The organism is Chromohalobacter sp., from assembly GCF_039830575.1.
In the GTDB taxonomy this organism is placed as follows: Bacteria; Pseudomonadota; Gammaproteobacteria; order Pseudomonadales; family Halomonadaceae; genus Chromohalobacter; species Chromohalobacter israelensis.
Genome location: NZ_JBDOOX010000013.1, coordinates 127,686 through 145,552 on the forward strand (window position 1 = coordinate 127,686; position 17,867 = coordinate 145,552).

Annotated in this window: 18 protein-coding genes; 10 read left to right on the forward strand and 8 right to left on the reverse strand. The window is 64.3% G+C overall.

Going from position 1 to position 17,867, the window contains the following annotated elements:
* Positions 1 to 10 precede the first annotated feature (10 nt).
* Entirely contained in the window at positions 11 to 1,459 is a 1,449-nt protein-coding gene (locus ABGX75_RS13090; RefSeq protein WP_347410513.1) for an NAD-dependent succinate-semialdehyde dehydrogenase, read from the reverse strand.
* A gap of 203 nt (positions 1,460 to 1,662) precedes the next feature.
* Between ABGX75_RS13090 and ABGX75_RS13095 the strand changes: the two genes are divergently transcribed.
* The 3 genes from ABGX75_RS13095 (at position 1,663) to ABGX75_RS13105 (ending at position 6,334) form a co-directional block, all read left to right on the forward strand.
* Positions 1,663 to 4,125 (forward strand): YbeU/YbeR family protein, encoded by a 2,463-nt coding sequence (locus tag ABGX75_RS13095; protein ID WP_347410512.1) that lies wholly within the window; start codon positions 1,663 to 1,665, stop codon positions 4,123 to 4,125.
* Between the two features lie 292 nt (positions 4,126 to 4,417).
* Positions 4,418 to 5,035, forward strand: a complete 618-nt coding sequence (locus ABGX75_RS13100) for an NlpC/P60 family protein (RefSeq protein WP_011506594.1) — start codon at positions 4,418 to 4,420, stop codon at positions 5,033 to 5,035.
* A gap of 96 nt (positions 5,036 to 5,131) precedes the next feature.
* On the forward strand, positions 5,132 to 6,334 hold the full coding sequence (locus tag ABGX75_RS13105; protein ID WP_287124086.1) for an MFS transporter: 1,203 nt from the start codon (positions 5,132 to 5,134) through the stop codon (positions 6,332 to 6,334).
* 79 nt (positions 6,335 to 6,413) lie between these two features.
* Here ABGX75_RS13105 and msrA read toward each other — a convergent pair whose 3' ends face one another.
* Positions 6,414 to 7,016, reverse strand: coding sequence for a peptide-methionine (S)-S-oxide reductase MsrA (gene msrA / locus ABGX75_RS13110; protein ID WP_011506596.1), 603 nt, complete (start codon positions 7,014 to 7,016; stop codon positions 6,414 to 6,416).
* Between the two features lie 89 nt (positions 7,017 to 7,105).
* On the opposite strand from msrA, the gene ABGX75_RS13115 reads away from it, so the two are divergent.
* The gene (locus ABGX75_RS13115; RefSeq protein ID WP_347410511.1) at positions 7,106 to 7,750 is read left to right on the forward strand and encodes a CDP-alcohol phosphatidyltransferase family protein; all 645 of its coding nucleotides are present in this window, start codon (positions 7,106 to 7,108) and stop codon (positions 7,748 to 7,750) included.
* Positions 7,751 to 7,870: 120 nt separating this feature from the next.
* On the opposite strand, the gene ABGX75_RS13120 is transcribed toward ABGX75_RS13115, so the two are convergent.
* On the reverse strand, positions 7,871 to 8,356 hold the full coding sequence (locus ABGX75_RS13120; protein WP_011506598.1) for a peptidylprolyl isomerase: 486 nt from the start codon (positions 8,354 to 8,356) through the stop codon (positions 7,871 to 7,873).
* Positions 8,357 to 8,708: 352 nt separating this feature from the next.
* On the opposite strand from ABGX75_RS13120, the gene ABGX75_RS13125 reads away from it, so the two are divergent.
* The gene (locus ABGX75_RS13125; RefSeq protein ID WP_043558093.1) at positions 8,709 to 8,993 is read left to right on the forward strand and encodes a hypothetical protein; all 285 of its coding nucleotides are present in this window, start codon (positions 8,709 to 8,711) and stop codon (positions 8,991 to 8,993) included.
* Between the two features lie 102 nt (positions 8,994 to 9,095).
* On the opposite strand, the gene ABGX75_RS13130 is transcribed toward ABGX75_RS13125, so the two are convergent.
* From ABGX75_RS13130 to ABGX75_RS13140, 3 genes are all read right to left on the reverse strand, one after another.
* Complete coding sequence (locus tag ABGX75_RS13130; protein ID WP_050934570.1) at positions 9,096 to 10,085, reverse strand: lipid A deacylase LpxR family protein; 990 nt, start codon at positions 10,083 to 10,085, stop codon at positions 9,096 to 9,098.
* A 161-nt stretch (positions 10,086 to 10,246) separates the two neighbouring features.
* Positions 10,247 to 10,714: a glycine zipper 2TM domain-containing protein gene (locus ABGX75_RS13135; protein ID WP_011506601.1), complete on the reverse strand. Its 468-nt coding sequence runs from the start codon at positions 10,712 to 10,714 to the stop codon at positions 10,247 to 10,249.
* 106 nt (positions 10,715 to 10,820) lie between these two features.
* The gene (locus ABGX75_RS13140) at positions 10,821 to 11,285 is read right to left on the reverse strand and encodes a DUF6314 family protein (protein ID WP_110061285.1); all 465 of its coding nucleotides are present in this window, start codon (positions 11,283 to 11,285) and stop codon (positions 10,821 to 10,823) included.
* 27 nt (positions 11,286 to 11,312) lie between these two features.
* On the opposite strand from ABGX75_RS13140, the gene ABGX75_RS13145 reads away from it, so the two are divergent.
* Positions 11,313 to 12,188 (forward strand): DMT family transporter, encoded by an 876-nt coding sequence (locus tag ABGX75_RS13145; protein WP_011506603.1) that lies wholly within the window; start codon positions 11,313 to 11,315, stop codon positions 12,186 to 12,188.
* Positions 12,189 to 12,275: 87 nt separating this feature from the next.
* Positions 12,276 to 13,919: an FMN-binding glutamate synthase family protein gene (locus tag ABGX75_RS13150; RefSeq protein ID WP_347410510.1), complete on the forward strand. Its 1,644-nt coding sequence runs from the start codon at positions 12,276 to 12,278 to the stop codon at positions 13,917 to 13,919.
* A 10-nt stretch (positions 13,920 to 13,929) separates the two neighbouring features.
* Here the strand turns inward: ABGX75_RS13150 and zntR are convergent, their stop codons facing one another.
* Both zntR and ABGX75_RS13160 read right to left on the reverse strand, forming a co-directional pair.
* A complete protein-coding gene (zntR, locus tag ABGX75_RS13155) occupies positions 13,930 to 14,370 on the reverse strand; it encodes a Zn(2+)-responsive transcriptional regulator (RefSeq protein WP_035410346.1) in 441 nt (146 codons plus the stop codon).
* Positions 14,339 to 15,352, reverse strand: coding sequence for a DUF1853 family protein (locus ABGX75_RS13160; protein WP_347410509.1), 1,014 nt, complete (start codon positions 15,350 to 15,352; stop codon positions 14,339 to 14,341). The genes zntR and ABGX75_RS13160 overlap by 32 nt, the downstream gene beginning before the upstream one ends.
* A gap of 187 nt (positions 15,353 to 15,539) precedes the next feature.
* On the opposite strand from ABGX75_RS13160, the gene ABGX75_RS13165 reads away from it, so the two are divergent.
* The 3 genes from ABGX75_RS13165 to ABGX75_RS13175 all read left to right on the forward strand — a co-directional run bounded on the left by ABGX75_RS13165 (position 15,540) and on the right by ABGX75_RS13175 (position 17,829).
* Positions 15,540 to 15,833, forward strand: a complete 294-nt coding sequence (locus ABGX75_RS13165; RefSeq protein ID WP_011506607.1) for a hypothetical protein — start codon at positions 15,540 to 15,542, stop codon at positions 15,831 to 15,833.
* 105 nt (positions 15,834 to 15,938) lie between these two features.
* The gene (locus tag ABGX75_RS13170; RefSeq protein WP_011506608.1) at positions 15,939 to 16,820 is read left to right on the forward strand and encodes an NAD(+) kinase; all 882 of its coding nucleotides are present in this window, start codon (positions 15,939 to 15,941) and stop codon (positions 16,818 to 16,820) included.
* A gap of 1 nt (position 16,821) precedes the next feature.
* The gene (locus ABGX75_RS13175) at positions 16,822 to 17,829 is read left to right on the forward strand and encodes a metallophosphoesterase (RefSeq protein WP_011506609.1); all 1,008 of its coding nucleotides are present in this window, start codon (positions 16,822 to 16,824) and stop codon (positions 17,827 to 17,829) included.
* Positions 17,830 to 17,867 lie beyond the last annotated feature (38 nt).

The window sequence follows — 17,867 nt, forward strand, 5'->3', positions numbered from 1 at the left end:
TGCCTCCTTGTCAAAGTCCGCCCAGGCAGACGTATTTTAGCTCGGTGTATTCCTCGAGACCGTGGTGTGAGCCCTCACGGCCCAACCCGGATTCCTTGATGCCGCCGAAGGGAGCCAGTTCGGTCGACAAGAGGCCTTCGTTGATGGCGACCATGCCGTATTCGAGCTCCTCCATGACGTGCCAGATACGCCGATAATCGCGCGCATAGACATAGGCAGCAAGGCCGAATTCGGTTGCGTTGGCCATCTCGATGGCCTGTGCCTCGTCACTGAAGCGGAAGATTGGCGCCAGAGGCCCGAATGTCTCCTCGCGAGCGACCTGCATGTCCTCGGTGACATCGGCCAGCAACGTGGGCTGGAAGAAGGTGCCGCCGAGGGCATGACGGTTCCCGCCGCAGACCAGGCGCGCGCCCTTGGACTGGGCGTCGTGAATGTGTGCCTCGACCTTCTCGAGTGCGCCGGCGTTGATCAAGGGCCCCAGCGTCACGCCTTCCTCGAGCCCGTTGCCGACCTGAAGCTCCTCGATGCGCGCGGCAAACTTGGCGATGAACGCATCGTACACGCCATCCTGCACCAGGAAGCGGTTGGTGCATACGCAGGTTTGTCCCGCATTGCGGAACTTGGAAGCGATGGCGCCCTCCACGGCGGCATCCAGGTCGGCGTCGTCGAAGACCACGAAGGGGGCATTGCCGCCAAGTTCCATGGAGGCTTTCTTGACCGTGTCGGCGCATTGCGCCAGCAGGCGCTTGCCGACCGGCGTCGAGCCGGTGAAGGACACCTTGAGCACGCGCGGGTCGGTGGTCAGCACCTCGCCGATCTCGGCGGGTTTTTCGGCGGTGATCACATTGATGACACCCGGCGGCAGGCCGACGTCTTCGGCCAGCTTGGCCAGCGCCAGCGCCGTGAGCGGCGTGGCTTCGGCGGGCTTGATCACGACGGGGCAGCCGGCCGCCAGGGCGGGCGCGCACTTGCGCGTGATCATGGCCAGCGGAAAGTTCCATGGCGTGATGGCGGCGACCACGCCGATCGGCTCGCGCATGACGAGGATACGCTTGTCGGCGCCATGGCCGGGGAGTGTCTCGCCGGCCATGCGCTTGGCTTGTTCGGCGTAATATTCGATGAAGCTGGCGCCGTAGGTGACCTCGCCGCGTGCTTCGGCGAGCGGCTTGCCTTGTTCCAGCGTCATGAGCTGGGCCAGCGCTTCGCGCTGTTCGATGACGCGGTCGAACCACGCGCGCAGCAGGCCTGCACGTTCCTTGGCGGCACGCTTGCGCCATGCCGGCCAGGCGGCGTCGGCCGCGGCGATGGCGTCACGGGCGTCCGCGGCGCCCAGGTCGGGGACCTCGGCGAGCGTTTCGCCCGTGGCCGGGTCGGTTACCTTGAAGCGGCGCTCGCTGTCACGCCACTGACCGCCAATATAGGCGCGGTCGATCAGAATATCGGGATGCTGTGGGCTCATGGAGGCTCTCCAGGCTGGCAGGGTTCGTGTATTGCTTGACGCTGTGTGCATTATTTAAAACACTCGGCCGGGGTGACGTCCAGTGCTTTTTCCCGCGATCGGGATTTTCATGCCACGCCGCGGTTATCGGCGACACGAACATCTTTCCGGTACACTATGGCGCCGTTATGACGTGAATGTCCGAGCCATGAGTGAGGTGCGCATTGATCGATCCCCTTAAAGCCTGGTGGGCCCAGCAATTGGTGCTGTGCGGCTGGGCGTTCGATCCCGAGCCGTTGAGTGTGTCGCCCGACTCGGCGCAGGCGCGCTTGGCGCTGTTCGACGTGCGTGAGCGTGGCGAGCTGGGCTGGCGTCTGGTGGAGGCCTGCCTGTCGGGGCAGGGCGGGGCGCTGCGTCGTCTTCAAGCGCTGGAACTGCTGGCGCTGGCGGGCGCAGCCGGATGGCTGGAGGACACGCAAGCGCAGGCGTGGGCCGCGTGGCTGGCCGCCGATATACAGTCGCAGCACGATTCGCTCGATGCCTGGTTGTCGGCGTTGCGTCGCGAGCGCGGTCAGGTCGATTGGGCGCAAGGCGACGACGGCTTTCTCCAGGCGTGCGAGGCTCTGGCACAACTCGAGCAGGAGTCGGCCGGCGTCACCTGGGAAGTCCTCGCTACCTGGCTGGCGGAAGCACAAGCGGCTTCACGCCAACCGCCCTGGCCTTCGGGCTCGGCGGGGGTGTGGCGGCTGCGTGCGGCGTTTTCCCCCGTGCTGAGCGCCACTTGCGAGCCATCGCGCGATTGGCCCGACGTGCATCGCTGGTTGTCCGAGGTGTGGAGCATCGACGACCGGGACGAGCTGATCCGTCTGCTGCTCTGGCTGGGGGGCCAGGGGCATCGCTATACCTGGGATCTCGACGCGCAGCGGTTGACCGTGCAGGGGGAAACCGCGCGGCGGCGCTGGCAGGCATCGCTGGGCGAGGCGCGTGATTACGGTCACGTCATGCTGACGTTTCTGTCCAGTGGCGAGCCTCTGGAATGGGCGGCCTGGGACTGGTTGCGTCTGGCCGACCTGGCCTACGCGGGCTGGAACGCCGGCTGGCTCGAACGGCATGAGGCCGAGACCTTCGCGGCTCACGCAGGAGATCTGCTGATGCGCCGCTACCGTGACTGGACCACGGTGGCCAAGGCGTACCAACGCGGTCGCAGCCTGTTCGAGGGAGTGGATCGTCGCGCCGAGTTCGCGGCTGACTGGAGCGCGTTGCTCAATGCGGCCTCCAGTCCCTGGCAGGTACCGCTCGATACACTGCTCGACGCCCCCCGGCGCGACGCCTCGCGGTCGATGATCCGCAAGTGGCGGGCCTCGGCATGGCAATGGGTGATGGCACTGGCGTCGGTGCGCGAACCCGATCTGGCGTATCGTCAGGGAATCGACCGGGTGCCGGACCGCCAACGCCAAGACGATGCGCGTACGTATCTTCATGACATGCTGGGGCTCGATCCGGCCATGGGCGTGGCAGGGCTGTCGCGCTTGTGGTTGCCGGCGCAGGTGCACCACCTCAACCAGCTGGCGGCCGATGCCGCCCATGGCGCCTTGCCCGAGACCGACACGCCCACCGGTCGCGCCGACCCCGAGGCCGTGCGCATGCGCAATGAGTTGAAGCATTGCGCGCGCCACGCGGCGACCATCTTCATGGCCGAGAAGTACGCTTTCTATTTGATGATGTGTGCCGATAGCGGCGACTACGATCGTGCGGCGCTGGACGAGTTGGCGGAATCCCTGCGGGGGGTGTTGAGTCGTTTCTACACTGGCCCTCAGGCACTGATCGATGCCTGGGCGACTTGGGAGGCGGCGTTGCCCGAAGGTGACGAGCCGTCCCTGGTGGCGGAAATCCGCTGGCACCGTGACGACCCCGGCAGCCCTTTCCATTGGCTCGACTGGCACCAAGGATCGTGGCTGGAGCCCGGCGAGCGGTTGTCACTGCCGCGTTTCACCTCCCTGGCGCTGGTCGGGCCGCTCAACGCGGCGGTGTGGGGCGCACCGGTTCCCGAGGGGCGCAGCGAGCGCGATGAGCTTCGGGAATGGCTCGACGGACATTACGGGCTACTGTCGGCGGAGGCGCTCAAGACCTTTCTGGACTTTCTGATCGATGCCGGCGACCGCCAGGAATATCTGATCAACTACGCGCCCTATACATTGAATGCGGCACGGTTGCGCGAGGAGATCGCGATCATCGAATCCGATGAATGCAGCGAGGACGAACGCAATCATCTGCTGCGCCTGCGTCGTGTTCAGGAAAACGCGGCGGGATGCAACGATATCGACATGACGGCGTGGGACGTCGCCCAGACCGTCGATCTTGCCATCGCCGGCCGCCAAATGGAGTGGCTCTCGGCGGCGGAGTTCGACGCTTTCCTCGAGCGTGCCACGCAACTGGCGCGGGCGCACTATGCGAGCTGGAGGGACTATGCGCGGGGGCTCTACGCGGGCTTCTCGTTCTTCATGGGGGAAACCGAGGAGCGCGATGCCTTGCTCAAGAGCTTCGGCGAGGCCCTGGCCGCCTGGCTGAGCGGTGCGCCGCCCCTGGCCGGGGCCTGGGCCAGTCTCGATTTTCCGGGCGCGCCCGCGCGGCATTGGGCGCCGTTGCATATCGACACGTTGCCGGGGGATGCCCGCACGCTGCATTGACGCCTCATGCAGGCATCCCATGGATGACTCAAGGCATCTCATGAGGACGAGACCTCTCGTCAAATGGCGGGAGTTTCTCTATCATCGTCACGGTCTCGCTGCCCGGTCCGTGGCGCGAGGCGTCAACGAATCGAGTCTAGGCCGCTTTGGCGGTGGCACCTGTAAACGCGCCACCACCACAGCGACCCCCTCGCCAGGCAGTGCCTAGGTGGCAGGGCGTGTCATTGCGTTCGTGCAAGCGCTCCGAGGCATCCAGCGAGGTTGAACGACGTGTGATGATGAGGTCGCTTGGATGCTTCGAATCATGGCGCTGGGCTTGCTGTTGTCGGTACTGGCCGGCTGTGCAGCGACGTCCCCGCAATCTCCTGCTGCACACCCGTCTTCCCTGTCGGCCGCCGCCCGGATCGGCGAAGCGGCGAATGGCATGACGGGACCCGAATCGCTTCTCGCCACGTACCGTGCCAGCGACGTCCAGCGTGCCCTGGTGTCACCGGCGCGCATACGCGAGGCCTTGCTGTCCGAGCACGAACGCTGGGTGGGGACGCCCTATCGTCTCGGTGGTACCACGCGGCGTGGTATCGACTGTTCCGCCTTGATGCAACACGTCTACAGCGATGCGTTCCAGTTGTCTCTGCCGCGCACCACCGACCAGCAGATGCAGGAAGGCCGCCGCATCTCGCGTGATGCGCTGAAGGCCGGCGACCTGGTGTTCTTCCGCTCGCCCGGCCCCTACAACCATGTAGGCGTCTATGTCGGCGATGGCTATTTCTTGCACGCATCGACCTCGCAGGGCGTCAAGCTTTCCCGTCTCGACAACGTCTATTGGAATCGTCATTACTGGCAGTCACGGCGTCCGCTGGAGAGCACGCAACTTGCGGCACGGCTCGAGCGGTCTGCGCACGAGGGCTGACGAGCACTGACGGCGTGTCGCAGCTGTGTGCCTCGAGACGGCCGGAGGCATGATCTCACTTTTGCGCGCGATCATGTTGCGCTAATGGAGGGCATGATGATCGAACCGCGCACGCGTGCCTGGTGGCGTGCGACCCTGGCACTGTGCCTGGGCTCTTTTACCGTCTTCATCAATCTGTACGTGGCCCAGCCCTTGTTGCCCGCCATTCGCGAGAGCTTCGAGGTCTCGACGCTGGCGGCGGGCAGTGCCATGTCGGTGAGCATGCTGACCCTGGCGTTGTCGTTGCTGTTCTACGGGCCGCTTTCCGATGCCATCGGGCGTGCCGCCATCATGCGCGTGACGCTGGTGCTGGCCAGCGTGTGCACGCTGGTCATGGCATTTGCGCCCAACTTCGCCAGTCTGATCGCCTTGCGGGCTCTGCAGGGATTCTTGCTGGGCGGTTTGCCAGCGGTGGCCATTGCCTGGATGGGGGACGAGTTCGACAAGCCGGCGCTGTTGCTGGCCGTGGGACTGTACATCAGCGGCAACACGCTCGGCGGCATCGGAGGTCGCGTCATCGGTGGCGCGGTGGCCGAGCATTGGAACTGGCATGCGAGCTTCATGGCCATCGCATGCCTGAGCCTCGTCTGCACCAGCATCTTCTGGCGAGCCCTGCCGCCCGCCAGGCAGTTTCGGCCGTCGCCGCTGCGGGTGGGAAGGGCGGTACGCGACATGGGCGGGCACTTGCGCGACCCCCGACTGATTGCCGCCTATCTCATCGGTGGGTTCAACTTCTTCATCTTCATCAACCAGTACAGCTATGTCACCTTCCGTCTCAGCGAGGCCCCGTTTTCGCTGACCTCCCAGTGGTTGGGGCTGATCTTTCTGACCTACCTCGGCGGCACCCTGGGGTCGGCCCTTTCCGGCCGGGTCGCGCAGCGGCTTTCGCAGCCCGTCTGCATGATGCTGGGCATCACGACGCTGATGCTGGGCTCGCTGGTGACGCTGATGCCATCGTTGATCGCCATCATCGCCGGGCTGACCGTCAATGCCGTGGGCTTCTTCCTGGCGCATTCCATGGCCTCGAGCTGGGTCGGGCGCCACGCCCAACGCGCGCGTGGCAGCGCTTCCTCGCTATACCTGGTGTTCTACTATCTGGGGGCGAGCCTCGGTGGGTTGTATCTGGAGCCTTTCTGGGCGCGCTGGCAGTGGGGCGGCGTGGTCGCCGCCTCCTGGCTGGTGCTGGCGGGAACGCTGAGCGTCGCGGCCTGGCTGTGGCGCCGCGAACGCCAGTTGATCGAGCGCGGCGCCACGGCATGAGACGGTGAGGGCGGCAATCGTCGCCGCCGCATCGAGTGCCTGCCTGTGCCGCGCGTTGAGTCAGGGAGCCCCGCATCGTTCACGGGGTGCCGGCCGCATCGCCCCAGACGGCCTCCAGGCGATCGTCGCGACCGCAGCCGGCACGGTAGAAGCGGTAACGTACGGGGTTTTTCTGGTAGAAGTTCTGGTGATATTCCTCGGCTTTCCAGAACGGCGCCGATGCCTCGATCCGTGTCTTGACGTCGCGTTCGAAGCGGGCTTCCACTTCCTCCTTGGAGGCTTCGGCCAGACGCCGCTGGTGCTGATCGAGGGGGAAGATCGCGCTGCGGTACTGGTCCCCGACGTCGCAGAACTGACGCCCTTCGGCGAAGGGGTCGATGTTGTGCCAGAAGACGTCGAGCAGCGTCGCGTAGTCGACGACCTCGTCATCGAAGACCACCTTGACGGCCTCGGCGTGGCCGGTGCCGCCACCGCTGACTTGTTCGTACGTGGGGCGTTCGGTCTCGCCCCCGATATAGCCCGACGTGGTGGATATCACGCCTTCGAGCTTGTCGTAGGGCGGTTCCATGCACCAGAAACAGCCACCGGCGAAAATGGCCTCGCGCTGTTCGGCCTCGGCGTGGTCGGCAGGCAGGAGTGCCAGCGTGGTCAGTGCGCAGAACGTCATCAGGGAAAAGCGCATCGGAAACTCTCCTGAACATCGGTTTGGTGTGGCTTGTCGATGACGTCGACAATACATCGAGTATACGCGGGAAAAGGGCAGGAGCCTGCATGTTGGATAAATGGACGGGGCGCTGGGTAGCCCCAGCACTCAATCGCCTGGCCGGCGGGTTGGGGGAGCGTGGTGTCACGCCTGCTCAGTTGACGCTGGGCGGTTTCGCGGCGGGAATGCTGGCGTTGCCGTTACTGGCTGGCCAGATGTACGGGCTCGCCCTGGTGGCGATCATCATCAATCGTCTGTGCGATGGCCTGGATGGTGCCCTGGCGCGACACCTGCAACGACAGAGCGATGCCGGCGGGTTTCTGGATATCGCGCTGGATTTCGTGTTCTACGCGGCCGTGGTGCTGGGGTTTGCCCTGGCCGTCCCCGAACGCAATGCCTTGCCCGCGGCGCTGTTGCTGTTCGCGTTCGTGGGGACCGGCTCGTCGTTTCTGGCTTTCGCGATTGCCGCGACTCGCCACGGGCTGGAGCGTCCGCGCTTCGAGCACAAGGCGTTCTATTATCTGGATGGCTTGACCGAGGGGACCGAGACGATTCTCGCTTTCGTGGTGTTCTGTCTGTGGCCGGAGGAGTTTGCACTCCTGGCGACCCTGTTTGCCGTGGCCTGTCTGGTGACGACTGCCACGCGCGTCGCGGGAGGGTACCGGGCCCTGCTGGCGGCCGAGCGCTCGTCATCCGATCGGCAGGAGGTATGACCGTTGGGGGGATGCCGGCAGGTTGCGGCCATGCCCAGCGGGAGCGGTGCAGCCAGCGGCATGACATGAAACGGGCAGCCCAGGGCTGCCCGTTCGATCGTCACGCTGAAGGAGAGCGGCTCAGTGCTGCTCTTGTTCGCCTTCGCCGTGAACGTGACCGTGCTCGGCTTCCTCTTCGGAAGCTTCGCGCACTTCCGCGATCTCGACATCGAAATTCAGGGTCTGGCCGGCCAACGGATGGTTGCCGTCGACGGTGACGGTATCGCCTTCGACCTTGGTGACCGTGACCATGAGCGGGCCACCCTGAGTCTGTGCCTGGAACTGCATTCCCGGCTGAATTTCGTCGACACCCTGGAAGGCATCGCGCGGTACTTCCTGCATCAGACCGGGTTGCGTTTCACCGTAGCCTTCGGCGGGTTCGACGGTGACTTTCAGACTCTCGCCGCTCTGACGGCCTTCCAGTTCTTTTTCCAGCCCTGGAATGATGTTGCCCGCGCCGTGCAGGTAAGTCAGAGGTTCGCGGCCTTCCGAGCTGTCCAGCACTTCACCCTCGTTGTTGGTGAGGGTGTAGTGGAAGGAAACCACGGAATTCTGGGCAATCTGCATGTTGAAGACCTTTCTGGGTGTATGTCGGTACCCATGGTAACGTGCTCATCTAGGTGTGTCAGGGGCCTCGAGGGGTTTTCATGCGCCTTTGCGATTGCATGACGCTGCTTCAAGGTAGGACGGGAACCAATGCCGGGCCTGACGGTCGACAAGAAACGCGGCGCGTGCTTGCGACAGGTCGTCGCGCCGGTTGCGCGGTCAGGGGGGCAAAGGTACCCTGCCTTCATCGACGCAAGGGCGGTGTCGACGCGACGCTCGCGCGGCCCTGCCATGCGGTCCACACTTCTTGCCGATATGCCGACCGGCGTCGGCGCGATTGAGTTATTATCGACGTGCCTATTAGGAGGCCAACATGACCGTGACGCTGATCTGGCTGATCGCCTTTGCCGTGATTCTGTTCCTCGCGCTGCGTGCCTGGGATGGTGCATTGGGACAGATGGTCATGCGCCGCATCCCCGCGATGCTGCAGCTGGGCAGCGACGATCGCTGGGTGTGGAGTATCGCGCTAGCCGTGCTGGGGGCCACCTTTATCGTGAATCCGGTTTCGATGCTCCTGACGGTGATTCTGCTGGCGCTGTTTTTCTGGGTGGGAAAGCGCGTGGGCTGCTGGCTGATGCGCCGCGTCAAGTTTCACTGATCCGTCCGCCAATCGTTCCGAGGAAAACGCCCCGCTAGTGCGGGGCGTTTTCGTTGCGGCGCTGCGCCGTTTCGGAGACAGCGTCGTTAGAGCCGGAGTCTTTCAGAGCCAGAATGCCAGCGTTACCGAGCCGAACTGATCGTGCTCTTCCTGAGCCTCGAACTCGTGCGTACGCCATACACTGGTATAGGTGAGTTGCCAGCGATCCCACGTCAGGGCGACACCGGCAAGCGCGTCTCCGACCCACTGCCGCCGGTCCACCGAATGGCTGTCCTCGAAGGTGTTGCCGTCCAGCAGCAGGTTGTGGGCCATGAAACGGCCTTCCAGGCTGGCGAATGCGTACCAGCCGAAGCCCTGGCCGGGGTCGAAATGGCTTCGTCCACTCTGCGCGGGTGCCACCGCGGGCATGCCGGCGCTGCGTTGCAGGTTGTCACCGATGCGCAGGCCGACGCCGCTGGCGGCATAGGTATACAGGTTGCCCAGCGCGAATCCCGCGTTGGGCCCGTATTCCACATCGAGGGCGCCAAGCGAGCGTTGCAACCACCAGCTGCGCTTGTAGGTGAGGTTGACGATCGGCTCGTTATGAAGCTGATGCGTCCAGCCCTCGGGCTCGTCGCTACCGATGAGATGGTGGAAGTTTTTCTGTATCGCCTTGCCGCCCGAGGCGGGGCCGACGATGCCGATATCGAGATGCAGGTCGTCCGCCTGGCGCCAGCCGGTGTGCTGTCGATCGTCGAACAGCGAGATGCCGGCGTAGAGCAACCCGGCATACGGGCGATCGTTTTCGACCAGGTCCGAGCGCTCGATATCCTTGGGCGTGTAGATCTGCTGGCCGCCGCGATAGGCAACGCTATCGAGACCGGCACCTGACCATCCCGGCACGATCTCGGCCAGGTCGCGTGTCCAATGGCGTGCAGCGGGAGTGAACGACCAGTCGATTTCCAGTCCGTTGGTATAGTGGCCGTCTTCGCCGTTGGCGAAAATATCGTTCTCGCTTTTGATCGTCAGCAAGCCGTCTGCCAGGGCGGGCCCGGCGAATGCCGTCATGGCAAAGGCGGGTGCGAGGCAGCCGAGCGCGCGTCCTGAGGTCATGAGTCGGTTCATGAGACAGTTCCGTATCCATGGCATATCACGTCACATACGATAGCGTATGTAAGCAGGTGCGGATAGGGGAAACTTGCTGGCAGGGAAAAACGCCCGCGCCTCGTCAGCGAGACACGGGCTTGCCTGTCGCCTCAGGCTGGCATGTCGCCTCAGTAAGGCGCGACGCTCAGGTTGGCGCCACTGCCGATCATGCGAACGCGCTGGCCGACCTGCCAGTCGCGATCGGCTTTCTGGACCACCACGATGGAGTCGCCGCTGTCACGCCGGATTTCTATCTCCCAGGCGTTCGTGCGGTTGGCGGCATTCTCGACCTTGCTGCCGGCGACGCTGCCCCCGATGGCCCCGGCGGCGGTAGCGATGGTGCGCCCCGAGCCACCCCCGACCTGGTTGCCGAGCAGGCCACCGAGCACGGCGCCGCCCAGGCCACCCAGAATGCTTTCATTCTGTTCACCGGCCTGGATCTGTACCTGACGAACCGAGGTAATGGTCCCGTATGTCACGGACTGAGCCGTTTCGGCCTGTCCGCTGCGGTAGACATCGCCGGAATAGGGCGAGGTGTTGGCGCAACCGGCAATGCCCAGGGCTCCGATCATGACCAGGGGAAGTAAAGCTTTCATGGCAACCTCCGTTGCGGGTGTTGGCTGTTTGGAAACAGTGTTCTCAAACCATTCTAGCGTGCCAATGTCACTTCGACCAGTCGACATGGCAAAGGTGCCTTGTACGTCATGCACTCGCTTGCCGGTAATGGTAGACGAGTCGTTCATCCTTGCGCGGCCCCTCGATACGCCACTCGAGCCGGAAACCGTGCTCCTCCAGGCTTAGGCGGCCCTGGTAGGTGTCCGCACCACACAGGTGGGGCGAGTCACTGACCAGTGTCGTCGCCGAGTCGGCGACGAGATCGAATAACCGGACCGCATTTTCGGGACCACGGCGTTCGTGGTACAGCGTGAGCCTGTCGGGCTGCAGTTCCCAGCGATAGACATTGCGGAACGCTACCTCGCGCGACTGTCCCTGCGGCAGGAAGTGGCCGCGCTCGATGAAGCGGATGGCATTGGCGAGGGAGTCTACCTCGACCTGGCCATGGCCTTGGCCGGACCAGGCGACACCGGAAGCCGTGCCGGAGCGAGATGTGAAGGTGAGATGACGAATGCTGGGCAAGCGCTGTGTCAGGCGTATAATGGCAGTCAACTTTTTGCTTTCCCGGAGTTTACCATAATGGGGTATCTGGTTGGTGTCACGGCCCTGTGGGCCTTTTCCTTCAGTCTTATCGGCGCGTACCTTTCCGGGCAGGTCGATAGCTACTTCGCGGTGCTCACGCGGATCGCCCTGGCTGCCGCGATCTTCCTGTTCTGGTTGCGCCCGCGTCGCTTGTCGATCGGTCAGGTGCTGGGCCTGATGGGAATCGGGGCCGTACAACTCGGCCTGATGTACATCGGTTTCTACCAGTCGTTCTTGTTGCTGAGCGTGCCGGAAGTTCTGCTCTTCACGATCTTCACCCCCCTCTACATTACCTTGCTCGACGACCTTCTCAAGGGGCGTTTCACCCCATTCTATCTGCTCACCGCCGCCCTTGCCGTATGCGGTGCGGCGGTGATCCGCTATGCCGATGTCAGCCAGGCGTATTGGCTCGGGTTCCTGGTCGTGCAGAGTTCGAACCTGTGCTTCGCGGTGGGGCAGGTCGCGTATCGTCATCTGGCGCCCCGTTTGCCCCGCGAGGTGGCGCACCGCCATGTCTTTGGATGGTTTTATCTGGGCGCGTTGTGCGTGGCGCTTCCGGCATTCTGGCTGTTCGGCGACGCCACGGCCATGCCGACGAGCGCGCTGCAGTGGAGCGTGCTGGCGTGGCTGGGCATCGTCGCCTCCGGTCTGGGGTACTTCCTGTGGAACAAGGGCGCCTGCCGGGTCGATGCCGGGACCCTCGCGGTCATGAACAATGCCCTCGTGCCGGCGGGGTTGGCGGTCAACCTGCTGATCTGGAACCGCGATGCCGATGTGCCTCGCCTGATCGTGGGCGGGGCGATCCTGGTGGCGGCACTCATGCTCAACGGCTGGTGGCGTCGGCGGCGGATGCCTCAGGCGCACGCCGCCTGAGGGCTCGGACTCTCGGGGCGTGCCCCTAAACCGGGCATGACGTTTTGTGTTTTCATGAAGAAGACGCTCTTCATTCAGGACATCTTCATGAAACCTTCACTGTTATCGCGTTATGGCGTTTTCCTCGCCTGCTGCCTGGTCACGCTGGCCACGTTGCCGCTGGCCATGCAGTGGCACGCCTGGTGGCCGGTCCCCGTGCTCTGTGGTGCCCTGGTCGTGCTGGGGATCGTCGACCTCGTGCAGTGCGACTATGCGGTGCGCCGCAATTATCCCGTCGTCGGCAATCTGCGTTACGTGTTCCAGGCATTGCGCCCCGAACTGCGCCAATATCTGTTCGAGGCGGACACCGATCAATTGCCGTTTTCCCATGTCCAGCGCGGTCTGGTCTACGAGCGCGCACGCCAGCGCAATGACGCCAAGCCGTTCGGGACCTTGCGCGATGTCTACGCCAATACCTACGAATACATCGGTCACTCGATGGAAACCGCCCCCGTGGCGGCACCGGACGACTTCCGCCTGACCATCGGCAATGCGCAGTGCGCGCACCCCTATGAGGCCTCGCTGTTCAACATTTCGGCAATGAGTTTCGGCGCGCTCAGCGCCAATGCCATACGCGCACTCAACAAGGGCGCGCGTTTGGGCGGTTTCGCCCATGACACCGGCGAGGGCGGTATCAGCCCCTACCATCGCGAGCATGGGGGCGATCTCATCTGGGAGCTGGGGAGTGGTTATTTCGGTTGTCGCACGCCGCAGGGCGAGTTCGATCCTCAGCGCTTCGCCGAGCAGGCCAGCGATGCGCAGATCAAGATGATCGAGGTCAAGCTCAGCCAGGGCGCCAAGCCGGGGCATGGCGGCTTGTTGCCCGCGGACAAGATCACCCCCGAGATTGCCAAGACACGGGAGATCCCGATGGGGCAGGATTGTCTGTCCCCCGCCAGTCATCCGGCCTTTTCGACCCCGCTCGAATTGCTCGATTTCATTGCCCGGCTACGTGAGCTCTCGGGCGGCAAGCCGGTCGGCTTCAAGTTGTGTCTCGGACAACCCTGGCAGTTCATGGCCATCATCAAGGCGATGCTCGAGACGGGGATCGTGCCCGACTTCATCGTCGTCGATGGCAGCGAAGGAGGGACCGGGGCGGCGCCCGTGGAATTTTCCGATCATCTGGGAACGCCGCTGCGCGAGGGGCTGCTGTTCGTGCACAACACCCTGGTCGGTGCGGGGCTGCGTGAGCAAGTGAGTCTCGGCGCGAGCGGCAAGATCATCAGCGCCTTCGACATCGCACGCGTACTGGCCATGGGCGCCGATTGGGTCAATGCCGCACGCGGCTTCATGTTCGCGCTGGGCTGCATCCAGTCGCAGAGCTGTCATACCAACCGGTGTCCGACCGGCGTGGCCACTCAGGACCCGCTACGCCAGAAGGCCCTGGTCGTCGGCGACAAGGCCGAGCAGGTGCACCATTTCCACCACAATACCCTGCATGCCCTGGCCGAGATGGTGGCGGCGGCCGGGCTGACACGACCCTGGCAGATCACCCCCGATCACCTGGTACACCGGGTCTCGGAGAACGAGGTGAAGCTGTTTTCCCACCTGCACCCCTTCCTGGAACCCGGTGAATTGCTGCGCGACCCCGACCAACGTCCGTTCTACGGACGCATCTGGCGAATGGCCCAGGCGCACAGCTTCGCGCCCTTGACGCTGGCCGATGCGCCCGGCGGCTCGGCGGTCGCCTGAGGCGGACCGATCAGTCGGCATGCCGATGCTGGTGTGGCTCGGGCGAGGCGTCACCGTTGGCGAACGCCGTGAGGATGGTGCATTGCGTGGCGGCATGCGGGCCGCCACAGCAGGCATCGGTCAAGTGCGCCAATGCCTGGCGCATGTGGTGCAACTCCTCCAGGCGTGCGTCGATGGCGGCGAGCTTGTCCTCGGCGACGCGCTTGACCTCTTCGCAAGTGTGGGCGTCGGCCTCGACCTGCAGGGAAAGCAGTTCGCGGATATCGGCGAGAGTGAAGCCCAGACGCTTGGCACGCAGGATGAAATGCAGACGTTCGAGGTTGTCCTCGGCATAGTACCGGTAGCCATTATCGCCGCGGCGGGCGTCCGGCAGCAGCCCTTCCTTTTCGTAGTAGCGCAGCGTATCGACGCTGACGCCGCTACGCTTGGCCAATTCCCCAATTCTCAGCATGCGAACGTCTCCTCTGCGTGGTGGGGGGCAAGGGCAGGCTGCGTGGCCAGTCGTCGGGGACGACGAATACACGCCACTGCGTGCCGTCGGGCGTCGTCAGATGGCATTGCCGAGGCGTCGGCGCGACGACGAAATGCTCCCTCAATTCGGCCTCCAGCACCGGCAATGGGCGATACCGTTCGTCGCGTGGCGGCGCGAGCCAATGTGGCTTGTGGAGCGTGACGCCCAGGCTGTCGTCGGGAAGGGCGCCATGCAATGCCGGCCAGTCTCGCCATGGCAGCCAGACCCCCTGCAGGGCGGTCCGTCGCGAGGGGCGAGGCGCCGGCAGCGAATGTGGCCAGGGCCAGAACAGCACGCCGGGCATGGCGATGCGCTGTTCCAGAGATGTCGGGTCGATGCCGTTCGCCTTCAAGGCCGCGAGCGAAGCGGGATGATGCGCCAGCGGTAGCTGATGTCGCAAGGTATGATGCAGCTTGCGCGCCAGCGAGTCGGCGCAGCCGGTGCCGATCCAGCGTGCGGGGTCGCGGGCGTCGCCCGGGCCGTCGCGCAACCCCAGGTAATACTTGATGGCGAGTTCGAGGTGGACCGGTCTCCCCTGGGCATCGACGTAAAGGAGGTCGAGTTCGCCGAGGGTTCGGCCATGGGCGTGGAGCACCAGGTTGGTGGCGAGCAACCGGGTGGCCGGCGCGAGATCGAGCAGCGCATGCCAGAGACGCTCGTGGTAAAGCCCCAGGCGGCGAGGGCATTCGCCCAGGTAGGGCTCGAGCCTCTCTGGTGCCATGTCCAGCTCACGCAACCATGCCTGACGGCAGGCGCTATTCTCTAGCCCGAGTTCCGCGAGTGTCGGTCGCCCGGCATAGGCAGTGGCGACGAGATCGGGGGCATGCAGCAGCCAGGCGAGATCGCGCACCCAGGGATGGGTGAGTGAATCCCACTCGTATCTGTCTGTCGTATCGCCGTTGGCGCATCGGGAATGTGTCATTCGCGTGCCATGTGCGTCACGCCTTCGCAAGTGAGCGCGGTCCGCCCGGGCACTGCGTCAAAGCGTCGCTGGGGTCGGGGTTGTGCCGAAAACACGTCCAGGGACAATATACTCATGTGCATGCAGCCGTCGAGATGTCGGGGTGCCATGCCCTATCTTGCCAGCGTGTTTTCACGGGAGACGCCTCATGACGTCATCGGAAGTGGCCAGTTCGGACGCGGCGAAACGCCGTCGGAGACGGCGTGGCCTGATCAAGTTCTTCGCCGCCATCGTCATCATCAATCTCATCGTGGGAGTCGCCGGGATCCTGTTCATGATGCTCTATTACGGGGGCGTCGATGGACAAGGATGGGCCGCGCTGGTGGCCTTCATGATCTTGAACACCGTTTTCGCATCACCTGTCGCCGTTTACCTCTATTGGTGGGAGCTGCACCCGGTGCAGAGTGCCGACTCGGATCAGTACAACGATCCCCGATCCTGAGCGTCGCATGCCGCCGGCCGGCGGCGTCGCGGGTGCTCGCGGTTTGCTCCCCCGAGCGCCAGTCCGCATAATGACGGGCCGCGATGCCGGCAACGAGACGTTTTCATGCAGCCATTCAAGACCATTGGCCTGATCGGGCGATTGGGCAGCCCCAATGCAGTGGAGACGCTCAAGCGGTTGCTGCGCTTCCTCGGCACCCGTGAGCTCGATGTGATCGTCGACGAACGCACCGCCACGGTGCTGCTCAACCACGGCTACCCCGAGGCGAGCCGCAGTCGCCTGGGTGAGCTTTGCGACCTGGTGATCGTGGTGGGGGGCGACGGCAGCCTGCTCAGCGCGGCACGCGTGCTGTGCCAGACCCAGACGCCGGTGCTGGGGGTCAATCGCGGGCGCCTGGGGTTTCTCACCGATATTTCTCCGGACGACGTCGAGGAGCGGATCGGCGAGGTGCTCGACGGCCATTTCGAGAGCGAGCAGCGCTTTCTGCTCGAAGCGGAAGTCTTTCGCGCCGGCAAGCAGGTGGGCACAGCCTCGGGGCTCAACGACGTGGTCATCCACCCCGGCAAGGCGGCGCGCATGATCGAGTTCGAACTGTTCATCGATGGGCAGTTCGTCTATAGCCAGCGCAGCGATGGGTTGATCATCGCCACGCCAACCGGCTCCACCGCCTATGCCTTGTCGGGGGGCGGACCCATCGTGCACCCGCGCCTCGAGGCCATCACCCTGGTGCCGATGTTCCCTCATACTCTCTCCAGCCGGCCGATCGTCGTCGATGCCGCCAGCGAGGTCACGATTCACATCGGCGAGACCAATCAGGCGTATCCCCACGTCAGTTGCGATGGCCAGACCCAGGTGGTGTCCAAACCCGGCGACATCATGGTCGTGCGTCGCAAGCGCGAACGCCTGACCCTGATTCACCCACGCGGACACAACTACTTCGAGACCTGTCGCACCAAGCTCGGCTGGAGCAGCCGGTTGGGAGAGTGACATGACATTGCCTCGCCACGACCTCGATGGCTACGACTTGATCGGCGATGTCCACGGCTGTGGCGCGTCGCTGGCCGTGCTGCTGGAAAAGCTCGGCTATCGCCTGCAGGCGGGGGTGTACCGCCATCCGCGCCGCCGGGTGATCTTTCTCGGCGACCTGATCGATCGCGGCCCACGCATTCGGCTGGCGCTGAGCATCGCCTGGAACATGGTAGAAGCGGGGCAGGCGGATATCGTGATGGGCAATCACGAATACAATGCCTTGGCCTATTGTCGTCGTTCGCCCCCGGGCTGGTCGGGAGAGTGGCTGCGTGAGCATTCGCCGCGCCACAACCGCATCATCAACGAAACGCTGGCGCAGTTCCGCGAACATCCCCAGGAGTGGGATGCCTACCTGGATTGGTTCATGGCGATGCCGCTGTGCCTCGAGCGCGATGGGCTGCGCGTGGTCCACGCCTGCTGGGACAGCGAGTTGATCGCGGCATATCGCGAGCAATGTCCCGACGGGCGCATGAGCGAGGCGTTCTTTTACGATTCGGCGCGCCCGGGCACGTTCGCGTTTCGTGTCATGGACCGGCTCACGCGCGGGCCGCATCTGCCGTTGCCGTCGGGGCTCAAGATCCATTCCGGCGATGGCTTCACGCGCAGTTCGTTCCGCGCGCACTTCTGGGCCCGCGACCCGCAAACTTATGGCGACGTGGTCTTCCAGCCCGACAACCTGCCCGGCGGCATCGAAAACCAGCCGCTGCGCGCGGAAGAGCGTCGGCGCTTGCCTTACTATGGCCCGGACGAGCCGCCCTTGTTTATCGGCCATTATTGGTGCGAGGGCATCCCGGCGCTGCCGGCACCGAATATCGCCTGTCTCGATTACAGCGCGGTGAAGTATGGGCGCCTGGTGGCCTACCGCTGGGATGGAGAGCGGCGCCTGGATGCCAACCGCTTCGTGTGGGTCGAAGTGTCTCGCGACGAACCGGCGCGATCCCGCCCGGACGACATCGAGCTGGCGTAGGGCGTCTGGCAGGCATCGCGGAAAGATTGAAAAAATTT